Here is a 19,827-nt window from a genome sequence, read left to right on the forward strand (position 1 = left end):
TAAGAATTTAATTCCAATAAGACCGAATCGTAATTTTAATCGGCATAAAGATAAATACAGAAATAGAGTCAAACCAAAGGTTACTAAAAATCAGCGTGATGCTTTGTGAAATAACCTTAACTTAATGACATTGAGCTCGCGCCAGCGGCCGATACAAACTCGGACCATCTGGGGGTAAAAAAGTTACTGCTAATACGAGTTTACAAGCGCTACCTCAAGGAATGGTGCCAAATGCTGGAGGAAAAATTGTATCATTTACAACGAAAGAACCCACCAAATACTATAGAGTTTTTTCAAGTAATCCCAATGGAGGAGCTTTTCTTACGAAAGTCCCGCCTAAATCAAGCTCTTACGCAAGACATGGATTAGCTTTACCAAAAACTAATAGAGCTACTTTTATACAAGAAGTTATAGTGCCTGAAGGAGTAACATTGCAAAGATCTAGAACTCTTGGTGCGTTTGGTAAAAGAGGTGGGTTAGAACAATTTCAAATATTGAATTTTGAACCAAAAATAAAATTTTTACCGGGAGTTCCATTAAAATAATTTTTAACCATGAAAATCATAAAGCAATTTAGTCCAAATGAATTTGTTTTTGATAATCTCAAAGACAAGAAAACCAGAGAAATTATTTTGGGAGAGGATAATTTGAAAATTGAGTTTAATAAAATTATAGATAGTCAGTTTTTAGGAGGTAATATTGAAAATAAGTATGATGAATACAAAGATTTTTTAGGGCTAGGAATATACTCTAAAGCTCCCTGTGGTGGTTTCATTAACTTTTATAAAATACGAAGTGTAAAAAAGACTAATTATGTGATTTACTCAGGGATTAATGAAGTTTCAAATTCCCATTATGTTATTACGATTCATATGGTTCTAACATTTTAAAATAACACCGGATGGCGCGAGTTTGCACTATCTGCTGGTGCGAGAGTTTCACTCGTACCAGTTTTCGAAGAAAATAAAGGAAATATAGTGAGTACAGAAAGTACGCAATTGCCATAATTCTGCGGCTTTATGGCTAGAAAAATAATCATTTAAACAAGCTTAATTAATACATGAAATTTTATATTCTAACTATCGCTTTAGTCTTAACCTCTGTAACCTCTTTTGCTCAAGAAATTTTAAATGAACAGGAAATTAAACTGCGAACTTATTTATCGGATAAGCGAGAAGTGTATCCTATCGTAAATCAGGAGAGTGGAGATATAGTGTTATTTTTAATGGATAATGACACAATTAATGTACAAGTTTATAACCAGGCATTTGATTTTATCAAATCATATAGATGTAAGCGCCCTAATGGTAAGTATAAGCATCTTTTGGGGCATACAATTGAAAACGACAACTACAACTTATTCTTTACAAATAAAAGAAATAAAGAGTTTCTTGTAAAAACAGTTAATTATAATAAAGAAGTAAGTGAAGAGAAAAAAGTACCAATAAAACTTAGCAAAGAGGAGTATCTGGAAGCGATATGCTATAAAAACAAGTTTTATGTATTAAGTAGAATATTCACTGCATCAATTTATAAGCTACGTGTGTTTGAAGATTGTGAGATGAAGATCTGTGTCGAACATGATTTTAGCAATATATTGCCTAATAAAATCAATTCGAATGTAATTTTAGATGATTTATACGATACTCCAGAACCTGTTATTGATTCTAATTTTGAGAAGATTGTAAACGGTGATCCTAATCCTTTGGATATAACTTCAAACGATAAAAAAATATACTGTCATGAGGATAAGATGTTATTAACATTTGATGATGATGATGACATGACATTGATTGTTAGCATTGATTTAGAGAGTTTTTCATTAGAGACAAAAACATTTACACATGGAGGGGATGTGAATAATACGAGGGTTTTATCAAATTCCTATCTGTATGATAATAAGTTATTTCAATTAAAAGTTAGTAAGAATGAGTTATGTCTCAGAATTCAGGATTTCAAGACTGAACAAATTTTGAAGGAGTATCGAGTAGGAAATGCGCAAGATATAGATTTTAAAAATTCATCTTTAATTCAGGCAGTTGGTTCAGGTGCAGGAGGCAGAGAAAAAGAACTGGAAAAAACAAAGCAAGTATTACGCAAATTACTTTCTGGAGCTATAGGTATAAGTGTTTATCCCAACAAGGATATACTACAGCTTACCGTTGGTGGTATTAATGAGCATGTTTCGCCATCAACTGGGGATGTTTTGCTTGCAGGTTTGTTTGGAGCTTTGGCTGTACCTTTAGCTTCTGGAGGCAAGTATATGGCAGTTCCAAATCATACAATGTATTCGTACTCGTCATATGCAAATAGTCGTTCTGTCTATTTTAAAAGTCTTTTAGATCGAAACAGTTTAGAACATTTACAAGGAATTCCGGCCAAAAATCCTTTCGATAAATTAATGAAATTTGCCAATAATATCGAAACACCTCCTTCCACGCAAACCTTTTTTAAAGTAAATAATTTTTATGTTTTGGGTTATTATATTGAAGAGGAAAAAAAGTATGTGCTAAGAAAGTTTTATTAGAAGAATAAAAACTTTCCTAATAGCAATAAGCCTATGATTTGTTATTGCAAAAAGAAACCAGAAGCCATTTGCAGAGTGTTGGTGGCTAGTTCTTTGGATTGTAAGGTCTGTTGTATAGCAGAGTGTGGGCTGTAAGTTGCCTTAGCGGGAGTGTGAAAAAGAAATTTTAAGGGGCAATTTGGATTTGGTAGAGGCCACACGAAAGGATTCGTGCGGCAGCGAGGGGTTTTGCCGATATGGTAGCCTATGGTCAGCCTTTTATCACCAATCCCGATTTGGTAAATCGATTCAAAAAGGATTATGAATTGACCGAATTACATTCCGAGAGTCATTCCACTTTTTACGGTGGCGGAGAAGAAGGATTTACAGATTATCCTACTTACGAGGAGATGAAGCTTCGAGAAAACTAAATTCCAAACAATAAAATTGAAGCGTAATAAACAGCAACACCCAGCTAACATGAGTTTGAAATGTCTGCTGGTGCGATGTTTCACGCGCAGCTGTTTTCAGAGGAATTATAATTGGTGCAAAAACAATAAGGCATTCCATTTATTGCAGAATGCCTTATTGTTTTTTTGAAATCAAATTGTGGCTTAATTCAGATAAGAATCAACCGCATCTTTTCTCGATTGGGCGTGCGATTGTAAAGTTTCCACTGCCTGATCGAACTGAGAATCGTTGCTAATGTATGAATAACCCGATACTTCGGCATAGGCATGTTCTCTAATCAGCTTATAATGGTTTGTATAAGTTTCGCTCATTTTTGCAGGAATAAACACTTCGTTTACAAAGCTTTGCAGGTAATCATCGTAAACTTGCCTGTACTCATCATCGGCAACAATGTAGCTAATTAATGGCCAAGCCGATCCTACTTCGCTAAGCGATAAGCTTAATGCACCCGATTGTTTTCCGTATTGAAAGGCTTCATTATTATCCCAGGGAATCCATGTTAACAGCTTGGTATCCGGATTGTTGTACAGGTAGTAGTTGTGGGTCATATTGCCATAAGTATCCCAGTTTTGAATGACTGTATTGGCGGCCAGCCATTTTAAAAATCCATCTACATCGAATACGGCTTCCAAATTTGTTTTCCAGAGGGCAATATTGCTGCTTCTGTTGCTGCTGTTAATCATGTCGTACAATGCTCTTACATCCGAGTAATCGCCTTCCTCTTCGTTGGTTTTCTTTTCCATTTCGCCTTCGTCGTAGGTATTTTGGGCAAAACTTGCAGCATCGCCATCGGGCTTGTACAGGTTGCCCGTTCCTTCGCTAAACTGGGTTTCAATTACTGTGTCGTCAACCTCTTCAACCAAAGTGTAAACCCCGTAATATTGTGATCCCGAACCCTTGTCAACATAAACTACGCAGAAGGCAGTATTTGCCGATGCCAAACCAAACTCGCGAAACAGGTCGGCCCCAACTTTCTCGCGCATTAAGGATTCGTCATCAAAATTGTTGTTCAGGTTCAATTGTTTAAATCCGTAGAAACGTTGGTTTTTTAGCGATGGATAATCGTCTTCGAACTCATCAAAATCCAATTTAAAAGAGAGCTTATTGTTCCCCGATTGATAAGCTGATTGTAAAGAGGAATTCCCTTTAAATCGCACCCCTACATGATACCATTCTGTATCGTTAAATGTAAATGAGCAAGGCACCCAAATCGGATCGAAATCGGAGGTGTTCTGCTGTCCTGGTCTCGAGCTTCCCAGGTTCGAAGCCAAATCCGACTGCATGTCCGACCAATCATCCGAATCGATTTTAATATCGAATCGAAGCACTTCATTCTGATTGAATACAATATCGTAGTTCAATTCGGCATCATTGCTATGTGTCGCCTCTGTCCAGTCGGGATAAGTTTCTGTATCAACAATCACTTCTTCCTCTTCTTCTTCTTCTTCTTCTTCGGTGCTTTCTGTAATGTTTTCATCGCTGCGGCAAGCAAAAAACAGGCTTGCACCAAATATCAGTAAGAATGTATAATACTTTGTCATGATAGAATAATTTTAAAATTTCAATTTGTACCCAATGCTTAGAATGTGCTTGTTTTTATACTCGTTCATAAAATAGTCGAACTTGTAGTTGAAGCACAGAAAGTTTTTCTTTCGTAGTTTGTAGTCAACACCAACAAAATATCTCATTTTGTGCAAGTCGCTTTCATTCAGCTGGTGAAATGCTTCGGCACCCAGGTAAGGTGTGAATTTGCACTTTTTAATGTCGTATTTCAATTTTGCCCTGTATCGCAAAAACTTGCCATCTTCATCGTCGTCGGAATTATTGGTATAGCTTACTTTTAATGAGGATTCGATTCTCCAGATCCATCTTTCCAACTTGGTCCCCAATTCGTAACGACTGTAGTATTCTGTGTCTTTATTGTCTCGTTCGTTAGCGTAGAATCGGTATCCGGCATCGAAGGACAAATGCTTGCTGACTTTGTACCTGGCTTTTCCTTCCAGGAAATATTTGTCGAGCGAAAAGTTTTCATCAAATCGCAATTCAGGGCTAAAGCTAAGCCTTAGGTTTTTAACAGGCTTTGTACTAAGCGTGAACGAAGTTCTGGTTTCAGTTTCATTTTCTGTTTCCTGGGCTAATGCACTAAAGCAACAGAAAAACATCAGGAATAAAATGTAGTAGGATTTATTGATATGCATGTTTCTTCACTTTCTTGAATGATTTATTATTTCTGTCCGTTCACATTGTAGAAGAGGGTGATTTCGGCAACATCTCTTAGAAAATCGATCTTCTCAATTTCGAACCTGCTAATGTTGATTCCGGTTCTTTCCTGGAAGTCGATCATCATGGCTTCGTGATTTTCTGAGTTTACATTTTCGATTTTCTCATAAATCAGTTTAATCGATTTCTCCTGCTTCAACATCAATCGTTTTTCCAGGTACCATAATCCGTAAACAATTAATGCGTTGGTTAATACCAGCTCGGCATAGCTTACCTTTTTGTTCGAAAGAGCATTCATTACCGAAATGCCAATAATAATAAACAGGTAGGTCATTTCTTTAATGGGGATGGCATCGGTTCTGTATCGGATGATACCGAAAATGGCGAATAAACCTAAGGCAAAACCTAGTTCTAACTTTACGCTATTAAGCAGGAAACAAAGGAGGAATACGATAACTCCAATGGCCAGGTAGCTGAAATAGAAATCTTTTCGACTGCTATTTTTTGCATACATAAAATGAGTTACCAAATAGATTAATGAGGTGTTTAATGTGAAGCGAACAATGAGTTCGATAAAATCACCTACGTTAATTATTTTGATACCCAGGAAGCGCAATTGCTCTTCCCAGTTGGCAACTTCCTCAACTGCTGGTATCGCGTTTGTAATTGTGTCTGTTACACTGATGTAGTCGATCATTTGTAGGGGGTTTATATGAATACTTGATTTGTCACTTTTTCGAGTGATCTTAACTTTGCTTTGAATGCATTTCGTTTGAGCAAGGGATCTGTTATGGATCTTCCAAGGCAATACTTACTAAAGCCACTCTCTTTAATTTTATGCTGACCTAAGGCCAAAGCCAATGGCGAGTTCTTCGATTTTCCGTCTGATTTAATTTCTACAATCACCAAATTGTCAAGCGTTGCATACTGATTTGAGATCTCAAATTGCAGGTCTAAATCGATGGTGCAACGCTCTTTGAAATTCTTGTTTACCAGGGTTAAACGCGTAAATTTATTCACAAGAGATTCTTGCAAATCATTACAGCAATAAGGTGTGTTCTGATCGATAAATTGACCTTCGGCACTCGAGAAGCAATCCATATTCAATGTTGTGGGAATTCGCTTTTTTACGGTTCTGCCTTTGTTGTTCTTGAATTTAATTTCCAAAAAGGCGATTTTAGAATCAACATAAGTGCGTTTGCGTATCTTGAAGCGATTCAGTTTGCCATTGTGGTGGGCCGAAAACATTTTATTGCCACAAGTATCGAAATAAGTGGTTGTGTATGGCAGGCAACTTTTTCCTCCAATGTGTAAAATGTAGTAGCTGTCTTCTATTGTTCGAAGAAGTTCGGGTAGGTAAGAAATGTGGAACCAAAACTTTCTATCGGTTCTGTTCATTAGCTGTACTTTGTCCATCTCTTCCAATCGGATAGGTGCGAATGATTCTACTTTCATGTTCTTCAGATGTTTGGTATGTGTCAAAAATATTACACAGAGGTTCGAAGGCGAAAAGGAATCAACAGATCGCGTGATTTTATCAACGAATTGGTATCATGAAATGTGCAGGCATAAAAAATGCCTCTTGAATAAAGTTTCAGGAGGCATTCTTTGAACTTGAATGGATGTATTGACCTGAATTAAATCAGGAAGTTATTATCGATATAATTTTGAAATTTTGCTTTGTATTGTTCGCTTACAGGAATATATACATCGTCGAAAATAATCCTGTTGCGCTCAATGGTTCTTATCTTTTTCAGATTTACGATGTAGGAGCGGTGCACACGCATAAAAGAATCATCGGGTAGTTTTTGTTCTATTTTCTTCATGCTAAGCAGCGACATAATTGGCTTGGCATTGTCAAGATGAATACGAACATACTCTCTCATGCCTTCAATGTAGAGGATATTTTCAATTTCGATACGAATAATTTTATATTCCGATTTTATAAACAGGTGATTGGAGTTGGCCTGAAGATCGGTTTTGCTTTTTTCCAACAAATCGAAATGTGCTTGTGCCTTGTTGGCTGCCTTTAAAAATGTGGCATAATCCAATGGTTTTAAAAGATAATCCAGCGCATTTACCTTAAAACCATCAACAGCATATTCGCTATAGGCTGTAGTGAAAATAATTTCCGGTTTTTTTTCCAGCGATTTGGCCAAATCCATGCCATTTAAATCTGGCATTTGGATATCTAAAAACATCAAATCAATATCGTTTGTATTGATAAACTGCAGGGCTTCAATGGCATTGTCGAAACATCCGATTAGTTCCAGAAAACCAGTTTTTTCAATATATCCTGATATTTGTTGAAGAGCTAAAGGTTCATCATCTATGGCAATACATTTAATCATCTTGTAATGGAATTATCAGTTTTACACGGTATTCTTTTTCGGTTTCAATAACATCGAAAGTGTGAATTTCGCCAAATAACAAATCGAGTTGTTTTTGCAGGTTAACCAAACCTACTCCTGTGCTTGATTTTACATTTTTTTTATCGCTTTTGCTATTGGCAACTTCGAATGTTAGTTTCTTTTCTTCCTGAAAAGCAAGTATGTAAATATAGGATTCCTGATTGTAGCTTACGCCGTATTTAAACGCATTTTCGACCAATGAAATAAAAAGGAGTGAAGGTATTTTTATGGAATCATTGGTGAGATTTAGGTCCATATCAATCTTCACCTTGTTCGAATATCGAATACTCATTAAATCGATATAGGAAGTAAGAAACTCAAATTCTTCCTTAATGCTAGCCATTCCCTCTTGCGATTCTTTTAACAAGTATCTCATTAATCGCGAAAGCTCTATGACCGATTTTTGTGCTTTTACCTGATCCATTTCTATTAATGCATGAATGTTATTTAAGGTGTTCATGAAAAAATGCGGGCTAATTTGCTGACGAAGAAAAGACAATTCTGTTTCCAGGTGCATTTTCTCTTTCTCTTCGCGTAGCAATTCTTCTTTCTGCTGCTTAATGCCTAGTTTAATAGCATTATTAAACCCAACAACCAAAAAGGAAATAATCATGTTCTCAAATATGAGATAGGATAATGGTTTTTTATCCCTGGGTTTTGCAGGTGTTGGATTCATAGGTTTTTTTTTCATGGGGCCATGAAAAGGCAAATCCCTTGGACTAATTTGCCTGGGTGGTTTCATTGGTCTTTCCCTGGGAACCGGCGCTTGAAACAAAGCCCTATGCAAAATGCGGGGCAGATGATTAAATGCAGACAATATAAATACAATTGAAACGATCGAAACAAGGTACATAACATGTTTCTTTCGCAGCAATAATTTAGGAGCCAACAAACTGTTGTTGATAACAAATATCAATAAAAAGGGAAGGGTTCGAATCCATTCGAAAACAACTCTATTCCAATTGAATTCATTTCCACCTTTTAATGTAAATACCGGAAGAGATAACACCATGGCCCAGAGAATGGCATAGGTAATGTTCTCGCTTCTTTTTTGTGTAATCATTGTGGAATGGTAAAAGTGTTCTATATGTAAAAGTATTTAAAAATTGTTAGTAATCAGTATACAGTGAGCAGTGAACAGTAATCAGCTATCAAGATAAGAACAACTGATTACTGCATGATATTTATTTTCTACCTCTTTGAGGCGGTCCACTTCGCTGCGATTTATTTTTTTCCAGGTACTCTTCGTATTCCTCTTGCTGTTCCTCTGATAGTACCGATTTTATATCTTCTTCAAATTTCTTTTTCAGATTTTCCATCTCCTTTCTCGAAGGTCTGCCCGATTCAAATATCTCCTTTACATCCTCAAAATGAGCTGTATACAAATCTGAAATTTCTTTGCTTTGATCTGCATTCAAATCGAGAGTGGAAACCAATTCCTGAATCATTTTCTTAATTTGAGTAGAGTTGGGTATAGGTTTTGGACCTTGCTGGCCGCCGCGCTGTGCCTGAACCAAATTGCTACTAAATAACATTCCTATTGCCATAAATAGAATGGCCGATGCTTTGATTACATTCATTTTGCTAAAATTTTTAATTATTCGTTTTACTAAGCATTTGCAGCAGCTAAATAATGGAGTAGATCGAAGAATGAAAAATGCAATCAACGAATGGGGCGATTTTATCAATGAATGGGGAATGTTGGCAATTGATGATGCCTTTTGTTAGAGCTGCAGGGAGTCAGAGTTCGGGAGTAAGTATTTAAAAATCAGTAATAAAGGTTTTATTGGTATCCGAATAGGTGTCTGGTATAAATTAAATTTAGGATATTTTGAATTTGTTGTAAGATGTTATGAATTTACAACTATTCTTATAGTAAAAATGGAACCTAGCTGTTTTAGCATTAGGTACTTCTTGTTTGTTAATTGATGTTTAAAATTGTCTCTTAGTATTTAAGTAGAAAGTGTAATAAACTCGTATCAGTATCCAAATTAAGTTTTTTCCTTAAACGATATCGACTTACCTCTACACTTCTGTGTGCAATGTTAAGATAACTTGCAATTTCTTTTGAGCTCAAATTCATTTTCAGCAGGGCGCATAGTCGCAAATCGGTTGTGGTAAGCTTAGGAAAATCTCGCTTTAAGTTATCGTAGAACCTGTTTTGAGATGCCATAAAATGTTGCTCGAAATTGGCACGATCCTTTTCATTGTTGATCATTTGCAATTCAATTGTTTCCAGGATCTTTTTGTAGTTTTTCTGTGGGAATCTACCTCGCAGATCTGTGTAGGCTTTTGTTAGTTCCTTTTTAATTGCTCCAATTGCTTCATCTCTTTTTAAGATTTCGTTGGTAGAAATAGTTAATTGGTTTTCCAGATTTTCCAATTCTTTTCTTTTTACCTCTTCTTTAAGAACCTCTACTTGTTGTTCTTTCTTTTGCAGTTGCTTACTGTGTTTCACTTTTATTTTGCTGGTTCTTTTCTTGTATGTTCCAATGGAAATCAATGTAATTGATAGGACAATTAAAAGCAAACCAATAGGAATGTATGTATAGGATAGCATTAATGGCAAAATGGTGAATTTGTAACTTATTTCATCAGAATATTTGCCTGCTTCATTCATAAAGCGAAGGTATAGGGTATAATTTCCAGATTCTAACTGTTGAAAACTAAGAGTATTGCCTTGGTTTATATCAATCCATTCGTTCTGTTCAGGAGTTAGTTTGTATTGAAAAATTGGCTTATAAGTTTTAATAAACTTTGTGTTAAATGTGAAAGTGATGTTGCTTCGGTTCTTTTTTAAATTGATTTTTGAATTGGGCTGAAGAGGTAATAATAATGGGGCCTTGTATGGTGATTGTTGAATTTCTATTCTGGTAAAGAAAAGTTCATCATTAACTTCGTTTTTTTGATAATCCTTATTAACCATTGCAAAGCCATTATCAAGACAAAAATAAGTGTTGCTGCCACCAGTTGTTAAACTTTGGAACTTATCGGTGAGGCTAAAGTGCTCTTCAATAGTATAGTTTCGCTTAATATATAAACTGTCTATATCACTTTGTACCAAAGATATTTGTCTGTCGCCAACAACCCAAAGATGATTATTTCCTTCAGAAATTATATTGTTGATTCTATCAGATGAAGATAAAATTCGATTTAATTTTTTGAATGGAACGATTTTGTTCTGGATGTAGTCAAACGTGTACAAACCAATATCTGTAGAAATTACAATGTGTTGATTTGCATTGAAAATATCCAGATGATAATCGCTTGGCAGTCCATCATCGGTACCAAAGGATTTAGAAGATAAAATTTCGCTGTAAGATTTATCAAGTTTAAGTCGGGTTAGCCCTTTTACTTCATGACTCAACCAAACAAATCCATAATTGTCTATTTCAATTAATCTGCAAGTACCCGAAAAACCTTTAACGCTATGTGCAAATTCCCACTCCTTGTTATTCAACTGAAAAACATAAAGGTCGTTGTAAGTTGAAGCAACCAGGTATTTTTGATCATTATGCCAGGTAAGTGAAAAGTCGGTAACTCCTGATTTTCCTGAAATACTAACTGCCTTGTTGTTGCGGATTGCATATAATCCATTGTTACAACCGCATAATAATTCACCTTCAATTACATCTAATTTCCAAATATGTTCATTGATACCAGGCATTAGCTTTAGTTCACTAAAATTAAGATGTTTCGCACTTTTGGCTTTCGCAAATAGTAAGCCTGTGTTGGTGGCCAGATAACAATACCCTTTGTGTTCAATTACGGAGTAGATGGAATAGGGGATGTTCTTTTTGTCTACCCTATAATGCAGGGGAGAGTTGACTATGATATGAGCAATTCCATTATCGAGACCCAACCAAAGATTATCCTGCTGGTCTTTTGCTATGCTTAAAACTGTGTTGTTTTCTAGTCCGTTATGCTGGTTAACCTGATATAGGATATTTCCGTTTTTATCCAGAATAAATAATCCGCCCGATATGGATCCAATGGCATAGTCGCCATTGTTTAGCTTTACTCCACAGTTAATGTTTTGTGTTTTTAGCAATTTATTACTTTCTGCATTCCATTCCTTTATCTTGTCATCTTTCAAGATAAATAAACCATTTTCAGCGCTCCCTATTAGTGTTCCATCATGGTGGTCAAGATAAAATCGCAAGGTAGAGTTGCTAACAGAATCAACGGAACCCATTCTGTTGAATGATTCATTTTTGATTGTGATTAAACCCAGATCGCTGGATTTGGAATAGATCTTCTTATTTGCTTTGCCCAAGAACAAGAAGGCACCTTGTTGTGCAAGTAATTTGCTCGTTTTTGTCGACTCATTATAGGTTAAAATTGCAGCAAATGATTGAAAATAAACAATTGAATCCTGTTTTGTGATCGACCAAAAGCTATTGTTGGTTAAAAATTCTTGATCAAACTGTTCTTTCAGGCTATTATAAGAAAGATTGCCATAAATATCTCTTTCCCAAAATCCAACTTCTTCGTAATGACCAGAGTAAATTCGGTCTGTTTCAGCATCGTAATAGAGAGATCTGGTATTTACTGTATTTGGATACTTGTGTAATTTCCAGTCAAATCCATCGAATTCGAGTAATCCATCGTTGTTGCCAAAGTATATGTTCCCTTTTTTATCAGTTACTACGCTCCAGTTCTGACTCTTGGAATGGTATTCATTTCTAGGGTAATATATAATTACCGGACTGTAATCTTTTGCGATACCGGAAATTGGTATCAACAAATAGATTATAAAAATGATGACTTTATAAAACGATGTATTGCTCAAGATTATGGAAGTGTTAGTGAGTAATGGGATATTCCAAATATAGAATTTTCATTGAATAGCTACAAATGAGATTGTTTATAAATTAGAAAAAAACAACAAAATAATTAATTGTAAATTATTGAAAATAAGCATTAAAAAATAAAATGTTGTAGTGTTGTAGTGGTGTTTGTATGAGGTGTATGGTTCGTGTGTTTGTAATTTTTTGGTATCAGGCTACTTCAGTTTTACTTTTACAATGCATGCTTACAATCTGATTTGATGTTTGGGGTTTCGGTTGGCAAATGAGAAATTCCAATCTTAAACAGAGGTAATAATAAATTAGGAAAATTAAAGAAATTATAATACAGAATTAGCTATAGGAATAATGAAGAATAAGTTTGTTTATAGTGTAATCGTTGTCGGAGCTTTACTGGTTGGATGTAAATCTAATTCCACAAAAGATAAAATAGAATGGAAGAGTTACAGCCAGGATCCGATAATTGAAAATAAGGTGGATTCCTTGCTTTCATTAATGACTCTTGAAGAAAAAGTTGGGCAAATGGCTCAATTCTCTGGACATACAAATTTAACTGGGCCAGCTACTGGAGATGATTTTCGTGAATATGTTGACAAAGGGTTGGTAGGGAGTATATTCAATGTTTTTTCTGTAGATGCTTTAAGACAAATTCAGGAATACGCTATTGAAAAATCGCGCTTGAATATTCCTGTATTGTTTGCCGCTGATGTAATTCATGGTTATAAAACAACCTTTCCTATTCCATTGGCAGAATCGTGCTCGTGGGATTTGGACTTAATGGAAAAGAGTGCTAGGACAGCTGCAATTGAAGCAACTTCTGATGGTATAAGCTGGAACTTTGCACCTATGATTGATATTTCAAGAGATCCTCGATGGGGACGCGTTATGGAAGGAGCAGGTGAAGATCCTTATTTGGGAAGTCTGATAGCAAGTGCAAGAGTGAAAGGCTTTCAGGGAATTAGCACTTATAAAGATTTGGCAAAAACCAACACCATGATTGCCTGTGCAAAGCACTTTGCCGCATATGGCGCAGCAGAAGCCGGTCGTGATTACAATACCGTTGATATCTCGGATTATCGCTTACGCGAAACGTACCTTCCTCCTTTTAAGGCTGCTGTTGATGCAGGAGTGGGTTCATTTATGACAGCTTTTAATGAAATAGATGGAATTCCATGTACTGGAAGTAAATATCTGTATACCGATATTCTGCGTGATGAATGGGATTTTAAAGGTATGGTTGTAACCGATTATACTGCTATCGAGGAAATGATTGATCATGGCTATGCAAAAGATTTGAAGGAGGCAGGAATGCAAGCGGTAAACGCAGGAATCGACATGGATATGAAGAGCATGGCTTTTACCAAACATTTGGAAGAATTGGTGAAGGAAGGAAAAGTTGAAGAATCGGTTGTTGACAGAGCAGCTGCAAGAATTTTGGAAATGAAATTCATGCTTGGACTTTTTGATAATCCATACAAATACATGAACGAAGAAAGAGCAAAGGAATTTGTTGGTAATCCGAATCATATTGAACAAGCATTGAAAGTATCGCAACGCTCGATTGTGTTACTAAAAAATAAAGATCAACTGCTTCCTTTATCTCCAAAAAATAAGAAAAGAGTGGCGCTAATTGGCCCTATGGTAAAGGAAAGAAATAGCTTAAATGGTGAATGGGCAATAAGAGGAGATCGAAACGAAAGTGTTACCTTATATGAAGGGATGAGAGATCGTTATGCCAATAGTAATGTTTCCTTTTCCTATTCTAAAGGGTGTAGTCTTGACGATCAGGATGATATGAAAGGATTAAGAGAGGCAATGCGTGTTGCAGCCAATAGCGATGTTATTGTGTTGGCATTGGGAGAAAACTACCATTGGTCTGGAGAAGCTGCTTGTCGTACAAATATTAAATTGCCTGAACCACAATTGAAATTAATGAAGGCTTTGAAGAAAACAAACAAACCAATTGTTCTTGTGCTCTTCAATGGTCGTCCGTTAGATCTTTCTTGGGAAGATGAAAATGTGGAAGCAATAGTAGAAGCCTGGTATCCTGGAACAATGGCAGGAATGGCAGTTGCTGATGTTCTTTCTGGGAACTATAATCCTTCAGCAAAGCTTACAATGACATTTCCTCGCAACATTGGTCAGATTCCTATTTATTACAATCACAAAAATACGGGAAGACCTTATGTTGATGGAAGTGGTGTAGATTATCTTTCATCATACAGAGATGTACCAAATTCACCTTTGTATCCTTTTGGATATGGACTTAGCTATACCAGCTTTGAGTATCAATCTTTACGAATGAGCTCAAATTCTTTTACCAACGATGGAAATATTAATGTTACTGTAGAAGTAAAAAATACCGGAGAATATGATGGAGAAGAGGTTGTTCAGCTCTACATACAGGACGTTACTGCTAGTGTTACAAGGCCTGTAAAGGAGTTGAAAGGGTTCAAGAAAATACATTTGGAAAAAGGAGAAGCAAAAACTGTAAGTTTTACAATAGATAAACATACGGTTGAATTTTTAGGAATGAATAAACAACTGATTGCTGAACCAGGAAAATTTAGACTTTGGATAGGTTCTCATTCAGCTGATAATACTCTAAAAACCGAGTTTGAGCTTAAAACGAATTAATAATGGTAACAGACATATTAAGCTTATATAATAAAAGAAGTGTGTCTTTAAAGTAGAATTACCTAAATACTAATCATAAAAAATAACTCTATGTTAACAGAAATTCTGAAAAGTGTTTTTGCGCATTTGTTCAAATCATCAAGAGCAATGGGTGCAATTAAGAAAAAGAATACCAGGATATTGGCTATGATTTTACTGCTAGTACTACCTTTTAATGTACTTATGGCTCAAAATCATTCGGTTAGTGGTGTAGTTGCAGATGCTAATGGAGAACCATTAATTGGTGTTACAGTTATCGTGGAAGGTACAACTTTGGGTACTTCAACAGCAATTGATGGTTCTTATGCCTTAACTAATGTTCCTATCGATGGAACTTTGATCTATTCCTTTATTGGTATGCTTACTCAATCGCATCCAATAAACGGACAATCAACAATCAATATTACTTTATTGGAAGATAGTGAGATGGTGGATGAGGTTGTTGTTGTTGGTTATGGTACAATGAAAGTTAAAGATTTAACCTCATCAATTACAACTGTTAAAGCTGATGATTTAATGAAAACTCCAGCCGGGCAAGCTGTTCAGGCTTTACAAGGAAAAGTTGCTGGGGTACAAATCGTTAGTAATGGTTCGCCTGGAGATTCTCCAACTATTCGAGTAAGAGGTATAGGTTCTTATCCAGGAAATGGTAGCGAGAATCCATTATTTGTTGTAGATGGTGTTTTATATGACAATATCGATTTTTTGAATTCGGCCGATATCGAATCAATGTCTGTGTTAAAGGATGCTTCGGCTTCCGCAATATATGGTGTTCGTGCAGCTAATGGTGTAGTTTTAATCGAAACTAAAAGTGGAAAGAAAAACCAGAAAGCTACAATTACTTACGATGGATATTATGGTGTTCAAGTGGCTGCAGATGTATTAAAAATGGCTAATTCTGAGCAGTATGCTCAAATGATTATGGAATCTGGTTCTGATGCTGATATCGCAAAGGTTTACGAATCCATGCAACAGTATGGAAGAAGTCACAACAATCCTAATGTTCCTGCAACCAATACAAATTGGTACGATGAGGTAATGCGAACTGCTTCAATTCAAAATCACAGTTTGAATGTTGCTGGTGGATCTGAGAATGCGATATACTCCTTGGGCTTAAGTTATTTCGATCAGGAAGGTATTTTAGATATGCCGAATGATTACACTCGCTTGAACTTAAGAGCAAAGCTAGATTACGACGTTAATGAATTAATTACTGTTGGAGGTAATATAATTTTTAGTGATGCCGATAAGAACGCTCCAGAGTCAGGAGCATGGAGAACTGCCTATTTTGCTGTGCCAATTATGCCAGTGTATGATGGAGATAACTTGGCGAATGCTAAATCAATGGGTTACAGAGGATCTCAGAATCCATTCGTTGCAATGAATTATAATAGGAATGCATTAAATATTCAGAAGACTTTAGCTAGCTTTTATGCTAAAATCAATATTATTCCTAATAAACTGAATTTCAAAACCTCATATAGTAAGAATGTTTCTGATTTAACAGAGCGTTATGTAAGATTGCCTTATGATATTGGATATCAAACACAACGCCTGCCTGAAGAAGCTTCAATCCGAAGAGTAAGTAAAAAATATACAAATGAAACAATTGATAATGTTTTAACCTATACTGATTCATTCGACAAGCATAACGTAACGGTTATGGCAGGTCATTCTTATCGAAATGATGAGTTTGTAGGTTTTGAGGCAAAAGGTCTTGATTTCCCATATCAGGATGAAAAATCATGGTACTTAAACCAAGCTAAAACAATTGAAGAAGGATCGGTATTCGATTATGGCTCGAAATCATATGGGATTTCATATTTCGGTCGTGTATCCTACAGTTTCGACAATAAATATCTGTTATATGGTACATTTAGAGCAGATGGTACTTCAATTTACCAGGAAAAATGGGGATATTTTCCAACAGTAGGTGTTGGTTGGGTTCTATCGGAAGAAGATTTTATGAGTGATGTTCCATTCGTTGATTTCCTGAAAGTGCGTGCAAGTTGGGGTGAGCTTGGTAACAACAATGTTCCTGCAAATGATGGTACTTCTACGGCAAATGTGGTAGATGCTGCTCTTGGAGATAATAAGATCCCAGGAACTGTAAATCAAAATATTTACTCTTTTCTAAAATGGGAGGTTAGTACCGAAACTAACTTTGGTATTACTTCTACATTGTTTAACTCAAGACTATCAGTAGAGGCTGATTACTATGTTCGTGACACCGATAATGCTGCGATTAGAGTACAAGAACCTTTTACAAGCTTTTCAACATTACGAAACGTTGGTGTAATTCGAAATTCAGGATTTGAATTGGCAGTAAACTGGAATGATAAAATTTCTGATGACTGGAGCTATAGTGTTGGCTTTAACATGTCTACCCTGAAAAATGAAGTAAGAGATCTATATGGTCAAGCATATATTGATGCAGGACAGGCTGAGTTCCGCCAAAGAAGTGCTGTTGGGGAACCATTAATGTCTTTCTATGGATGGAAAACAGATGGAGTGTATCAAAACGATGCTGAAATTGCTGCTGATCCTATAGCTGTTGCAAATGGTTTGGTTCCTGGAGATTACCGCTATGTAAATCAAAATGGTGATGATGTTATTGATGATAACGACCGTGTATTCCTTGGATCATACTTCCCTGATTTAACTTATGGATTTGATTTCTCGGTGAATTATAAGAATTGGAATTTATCTGCAAGTTTCTACGGACAAAGTGGAAACAAGATCTTGAACCGTAAGCGTGGTGAAATTCTTTGGACTTCGGATGGAAACATGGATGCCGACTTGGCTAAAAATCTATGGAGAGGTGAGGGAACTTCTAACAAGTATGTTTCTTCTGCTGGATTGCGTAAGGGTTGGAACCAAAAAATGAGTAATTATTTTGTAGAAGATGGATCATTCTTTAGAATTCAAAATATTCAACTATCATATTTATTCTCTAACAAAACTTTATGGGGTGTAGACATGCCTGATGCAAAAATCATATTTACTGCTGATCGCCCTGTTACGTTTACAGACTATAATGGATTTAATCCGGAAATAGCTAATGGAGTGGATACACAAACTTATCCAATTCCTGCTACTTATACTTTAGGTTTAAACATTAAATTCTAAGTATGCAGATAACAATATTCAAAAGGATAACACATAAAGATATGATAATGAAAATGATATATAAAACAATGATAGTGACACTGCTATTTGCTATTGGTGTAGTATTTACAGCCTGTCACGATGATCTTGATGAACTGCCTGAAAACAGAACTTTTGTTGAAGAGATCGATTATACGAGCGAATCAAATATGTATGATGTCCTTGTTGGCGTATATGCCGAGTTGGCTTCAAGAGGTTGGGAAGATATACCAACCGTAGCGGTACGTGGCGATGATGTTAATCATGGTGGAGAAGGAGACCAGCAAGGATTTGCTGATATTGATGACTTTAAATACGATAATGGTTTTTGGATGATTAACTCTGTTTGGAAAAACTTCTATGGTGATATTTTTAAATTTAATGCTGCCATTGAGGAGTTTGAGAAGTACAGAGAAGCTGGTATCAGCTCAAGTTTGGTAGATCAATACATTGCAGAGGCAAAAGTTTTACGTTCCTTCTGTTTGTTGCAAATCTCTCGTTCGTTTGGAACCATAATGACACCTGAAACTTCACAACCTAGTGAATTATATGGTTTAGAGTTGAAGACAAAGGCTGAGGTAATGCAGTACATTGTTGATCAAATGGCTGAGGTGAAAGCAAGTTTAGTGAGAACTCATCCTGCCGACAGAACTGATATTCCTGGAGGTGTAAACTTATATACCGCTCTTTCTGTTGAGGCAATTGCTCAATTGGAATTAAAGAACTATCAAGGTGTAGCCGATGCTACTTCAGAAATTATTTCAAGTAATACTTATCAATTGGCCGATGATTTTTACCAATTGTTCAAAACTCCTGGAAAACTGAGTAGTGAGAATATTTTGGAACTTCAATATTCAGATTTTGGTGAAGGTACTGGTGATAGAATTGGACATTTATTTGCATTCTACGGATCACAAAACTGGACTCCTGCAGTAGAAGGAGCTTCATCGGGTTGGGGATTTTACGAGCCAAGTATCAAATTCATCAAGTTCATGCTCGACAGAGGTGAAACGGTACGTTTGGAAACAAGTGTTTTGTTTACTGATAGAGGAATTGCAGAAATTCAGAAAGATGGTGAATATCCAAACTTACCTTCATTTGTTTCAAATACAACAAGAGATGGTGATGTAATTAATGATTACGCACGTGCAATGTTTGCAAGTGGTAAACACTACCTGCCTTCGGTTCAATTGATTCCGGGAAGAACTTCTTACGGATCAAATAAGAATTATACAGCAATTCGATATGCTGAGATATTGTTGATGCATGCCGAAGCATTGGTAAGCGGTGCAACAGGAACAGGAATGTCGGCAGATCAGGCTGTTAATGCCATAAGAGCCAGAGCTGGTTTAGGAAACCTATCAGGTGTTTCATTAGATCAGGTAATGGATGAAAAATTTGCTGAGTTAGCTATGGAGTGGGGAATTCGTTTTTACGATATGGTACGCTTGGGTAAATACGACGAACTAAGTTACGAAGGAAGAAGCTTTACTGAGGATAAGGTGTTTATGCCATATCCACTTGAGCAGTCGGATGCTTTACCAATTCTTAAAGATGCGATTCAGGAATAAAAATCTAGTGTAAAAGA

16 protein-coding genes are annotated in these 19,827 nt (G+C 36.1%); 8 read left to right on the top strand and 8 right to left on the bottom strand.

Annotation, left to right across the window (positions count from 1 at the left end):
* Positions 1-221: 221 nt before the first annotated feature.
* The 4 genes from ELS83_RS19255 (at position 222) to ELS83_RS19270 (ending at position 2,937) form a co-directional block, all read left to right on the top strand.
* Positions 222-545, top strand: coding sequence for a hypothetical protein (locus ELS83_RS19255; protein WP_171597178.1), 324 nt, complete (start codon positions 222-224; stop codon positions 543-545).
* A gap of 9 nt (positions 546-554) precedes the next feature.
* Positions 555-890 carry a hypothetical protein gene (locus ELS83_RS19260; protein ID WP_171597179.1) on the top strand — a complete coding sequence of 112 codons (336 nt, stop codon included), beginning with the start codon at positions 555-557 and terminating at the stop codon, positions 888-890.
* Between the two features lie 170 nt (positions 891-1,060).
* Entirely contained in the window at positions 1,061-2,527 is a 1,467-nt protein-coding gene (locus ELS83_RS19265; RefSeq protein WP_171597180.1) for a hypothetical protein, read from the top strand.
* Between the two features lie 236 nt (positions 2,528-2,763).
* Complete coding sequence (locus tag ELS83_RS19270) at positions 2,764-2,937, top strand: hypothetical protein (protein ID WP_171597181.1); 174 nt, start codon at positions 2,764-2,766, stop codon at positions 2,935-2,937.
* A 183-nt stretch (positions 2,938-3,120) separates the two neighbouring features.
* On the opposite strand, the gene ELS83_RS19275 is transcribed toward ELS83_RS19270, so the two are convergent.
* From ELS83_RS19275 to ELS83_RS19305, 7 genes are all read right to left on the bottom strand, one after another.
* Positions 3,121-4,518 carry a CotH kinase family protein gene (locus tag ELS83_RS19275; protein WP_171597182.1) on the bottom strand — a complete coding sequence of 466 codons (1,398 nt, stop codon included), beginning with the start codon at positions 4,516-4,518 and terminating at the stop codon, positions 3,121-3,123.
* 12 nt (positions 4,519-4,530) lie between these two features.
* Positions 4,531-5,175 (bottom strand): DUF2490 domain-containing protein, encoded by a 645-nt coding sequence (locus tag ELS83_RS19280; RefSeq protein WP_171597183.1) that lies wholly within the window; start codon positions 5,173-5,175, stop codon positions 4,531-4,533.
* A gap of 26 nt (positions 5,176-5,201) precedes the next feature.
* Positions 5,202-5,894: a DUF4956 domain-containing protein gene (locus ELS83_RS19285; RefSeq protein WP_171597184.1), complete on the bottom strand. Its 693-nt coding sequence runs from the start codon at positions 5,892-5,894 to the stop codon at positions 5,202-5,204.
* A gap of 11 nt (positions 5,895-5,905) precedes the next feature.
* Positions 5,906-6,652 carry a polyphosphate polymerase domain-containing protein gene (locus ELS83_RS19290; RefSeq protein ID WP_171597185.1) on the bottom strand — a complete coding sequence of 249 codons (747 nt, stop codon included), beginning with the start codon at positions 6,650-6,652 and terminating at the stop codon, positions 5,906-5,908.
* Positions 6,653-6,834: 182 nt separating this feature from the next.
* The gene (locus tag ELS83_RS19295; RefSeq protein ID WP_171597186.1) at positions 6,835-7,548 is read right to left on the bottom strand and encodes a LytR/AlgR family response regulator transcription factor; all 714 of its coding nucleotides are present in this window, start codon (positions 7,546-7,548) and stop codon (positions 6,835-6,837) included.
* Positions 7,541-8,671 carry a sensor histidine kinase gene (locus ELS83_RS19300; RefSeq protein ID WP_171597187.1) on the bottom strand — a complete coding sequence of 377 codons (1,131 nt, stop codon included), beginning with the start codon at positions 8,669-8,671 and terminating at the stop codon, positions 7,541-7,543. Before ELS83_RS19300 ends, ELS83_RS19295 begins: the two co-directional genes overlap by 8 nt.
* A gap of 121 nt (positions 8,672-8,792) precedes the next feature.
* Positions 8,793-9,188: a DUF4890 domain-containing protein gene (locus tag ELS83_RS19305; RefSeq protein WP_171597188.1), complete on the bottom strand. Its 396-nt coding sequence runs from the start codon at positions 9,186-9,188 to the stop codon at positions 8,793-8,795.
* Between the two features lies 1 nt (position 9,189).
* Here ELS83_RS19305 and ELS83_RS19310 point away from each other — a divergent pair, with 1 nt between their 5' ends.
* Positions 9,190-9,336, top strand: coding sequence for a hypothetical protein (locus tag ELS83_RS19310; protein WP_171597189.1), 147 nt, complete (start codon positions 9,190-9,192; stop codon positions 9,334-9,336).
* Between the two features lie 217 nt (positions 9,337-9,553).
* Here ELS83_RS19310 and ELS83_RS19315 read toward each other — a convergent pair whose 3' ends face one another.
* Complete coding sequence (locus tag ELS83_RS19315) at positions 9,554-12,400, bottom strand: helix-turn-helix and ligand-binding sensor domain-containing protein (protein WP_171597190.1); 2,847 nt, start codon at positions 12,398-12,400, stop codon at positions 9,554-9,556.
* Between the two features lie 364 nt (positions 12,401-12,764).
* On the opposite strand from ELS83_RS19315, the gene bglX reads away from it, so the two are divergent.
* From bglX to ELS83_RS19330, 3 genes are all read left to right on the top strand, one after another.
* Positions 12,765-15,053, top strand: a complete 2,289-nt coding sequence (gene bglX / locus ELS83_RS19320; RefSeq protein ID WP_171597191.1) for a beta-glucosidase BglX — start codon at positions 12,765-12,767, stop codon at positions 15,051-15,053.
* Positions 15,054-15,143: 90 nt separating this feature from the next.
* The gene (locus ELS83_RS19325; RefSeq protein ID WP_249414513.1) at positions 15,144-18,221 is read left to right on the top strand and encodes a SusC/RagA family TonB-linked outer membrane protein; all 3,078 of its coding nucleotides are present in this window, start codon (positions 15,144-15,146) and stop codon (positions 18,219-18,221) included.
* 68 nt (positions 18,222-18,289) lie between these two features.
* Complete coding sequence (locus ELS83_RS19330) at positions 18,290-19,810, top strand: RagB/SusD family nutrient uptake outer membrane protein (RefSeq protein ID WP_249414514.1); 1,521 nt, start codon at positions 18,290-18,292, stop codon at positions 19,808-19,810.
* Positions 19,811-19,827 lie beyond the last annotated feature (17 nt).

The sequence above is a fragment of the Marinifilum caeruleilacunae genome, from assembly GCF_013141825.1.
In the GTDB taxonomy this organism is placed as follows: domain Bacteria; phylum Bacteroidota; class Bacteroidia; order Bacteroidales; family Marinifilaceae; genus Marinifilum; species Marinifilum caeruleilacunae.

Excerpts from the sequence above, each read along its gene's own strand:
- ELS83_RS19255 (WP_171597178.1), top strand. The coding sequence starts at position 222 with ATGGTGCCAAATGCTGGAGGAAAAATTGTATCATTTACAACGAAAGAA.
- ELS83_RS19260 (WP_171597179.1), top strand. The coding sequence starts at position 555 with ATGAAAATCATAAAGCAATTTAGTCCAAATGAATTTGTTTTTGATAAT.
- ELS83_RS19265 (WP_171597180.1), top strand. The coding sequence starts at position 1,061 with ATGAAATTTTATATTCTAACTATCGCTTTAGTCTTAACCTCTGTAACC.
- ELS83_RS19270 (WP_171597181.1), top strand. The coding sequence starts at position 2,764 with ATGGTAGCCTATGGTCAGCCTTTTATCACCAATCCCGATTTGGTAAAT.
- ELS83_RS19275 (WP_171597182.1), bottom strand. The coding sequence starts at position 4,518 with ATGACAAAGTATTATACATTCTTACTGATATTTGGTGCAAGCCTGTTT.
- ELS83_RS19280 (WP_171597183.1), bottom strand. The coding sequence starts at position 5,175 with ATGCATATCAATAAATCCTACTACATTTTATTCCTGATGTTTTTCTGT.
- ELS83_RS19285 (WP_171597184.1), bottom strand. The coding sequence starts at position 5,894 with ATGATCGACTACATCAGTGTAACAGACACAATTACAAACGCGATACCA.
- ELS83_RS19290 (WP_171597185.1), bottom strand. The coding sequence starts at position 6,652 with ATGAAAGTAGAATCATTCGCACCTATCCGATTGGAAGAGATGGACAAA.
- ELS83_RS19295 (WP_171597186.1), bottom strand. The coding sequence starts at position 7,548 with ATGATTAAATGTATTGCCATAGATGATGAACCTTTAGCTCTTCAACAA.
- ELS83_RS19300 (WP_171597187.1), bottom strand. The coding sequence starts at position 8,671 with ATGATTACACAAAAAAGAAGCGAGAACATTACCTATGCCATTCTCTGG.
- ELS83_RS19305 (WP_171597188.1), bottom strand. The coding sequence starts at position 9,188 with ATGAATGTAATCAAAGCATCGGCCATTCTATTTATGGCAATAGGAATG.
- bglX (WP_171597191.1), top strand. The coding sequence starts at position 12,765 with ATGAAGAATAAGTTTGTTTATAGTGTAATCGTTGTCGGAGCTTTACTG.
- ELS83_RS19325 (WP_249414513.1), top strand. The coding sequence starts at position 15,144 with ATGTTAACAGAAATTCTGAAAAGTGTTTTTGCGCATTTGTTCAAATCA.
- ELS83_RS19330 (WP_249414514.1), top strand. The coding sequence starts at position 18,290 with ATGATAGTGACACTGCTATTTGCTATTGGTGTAGTATTTACAGCCTGT.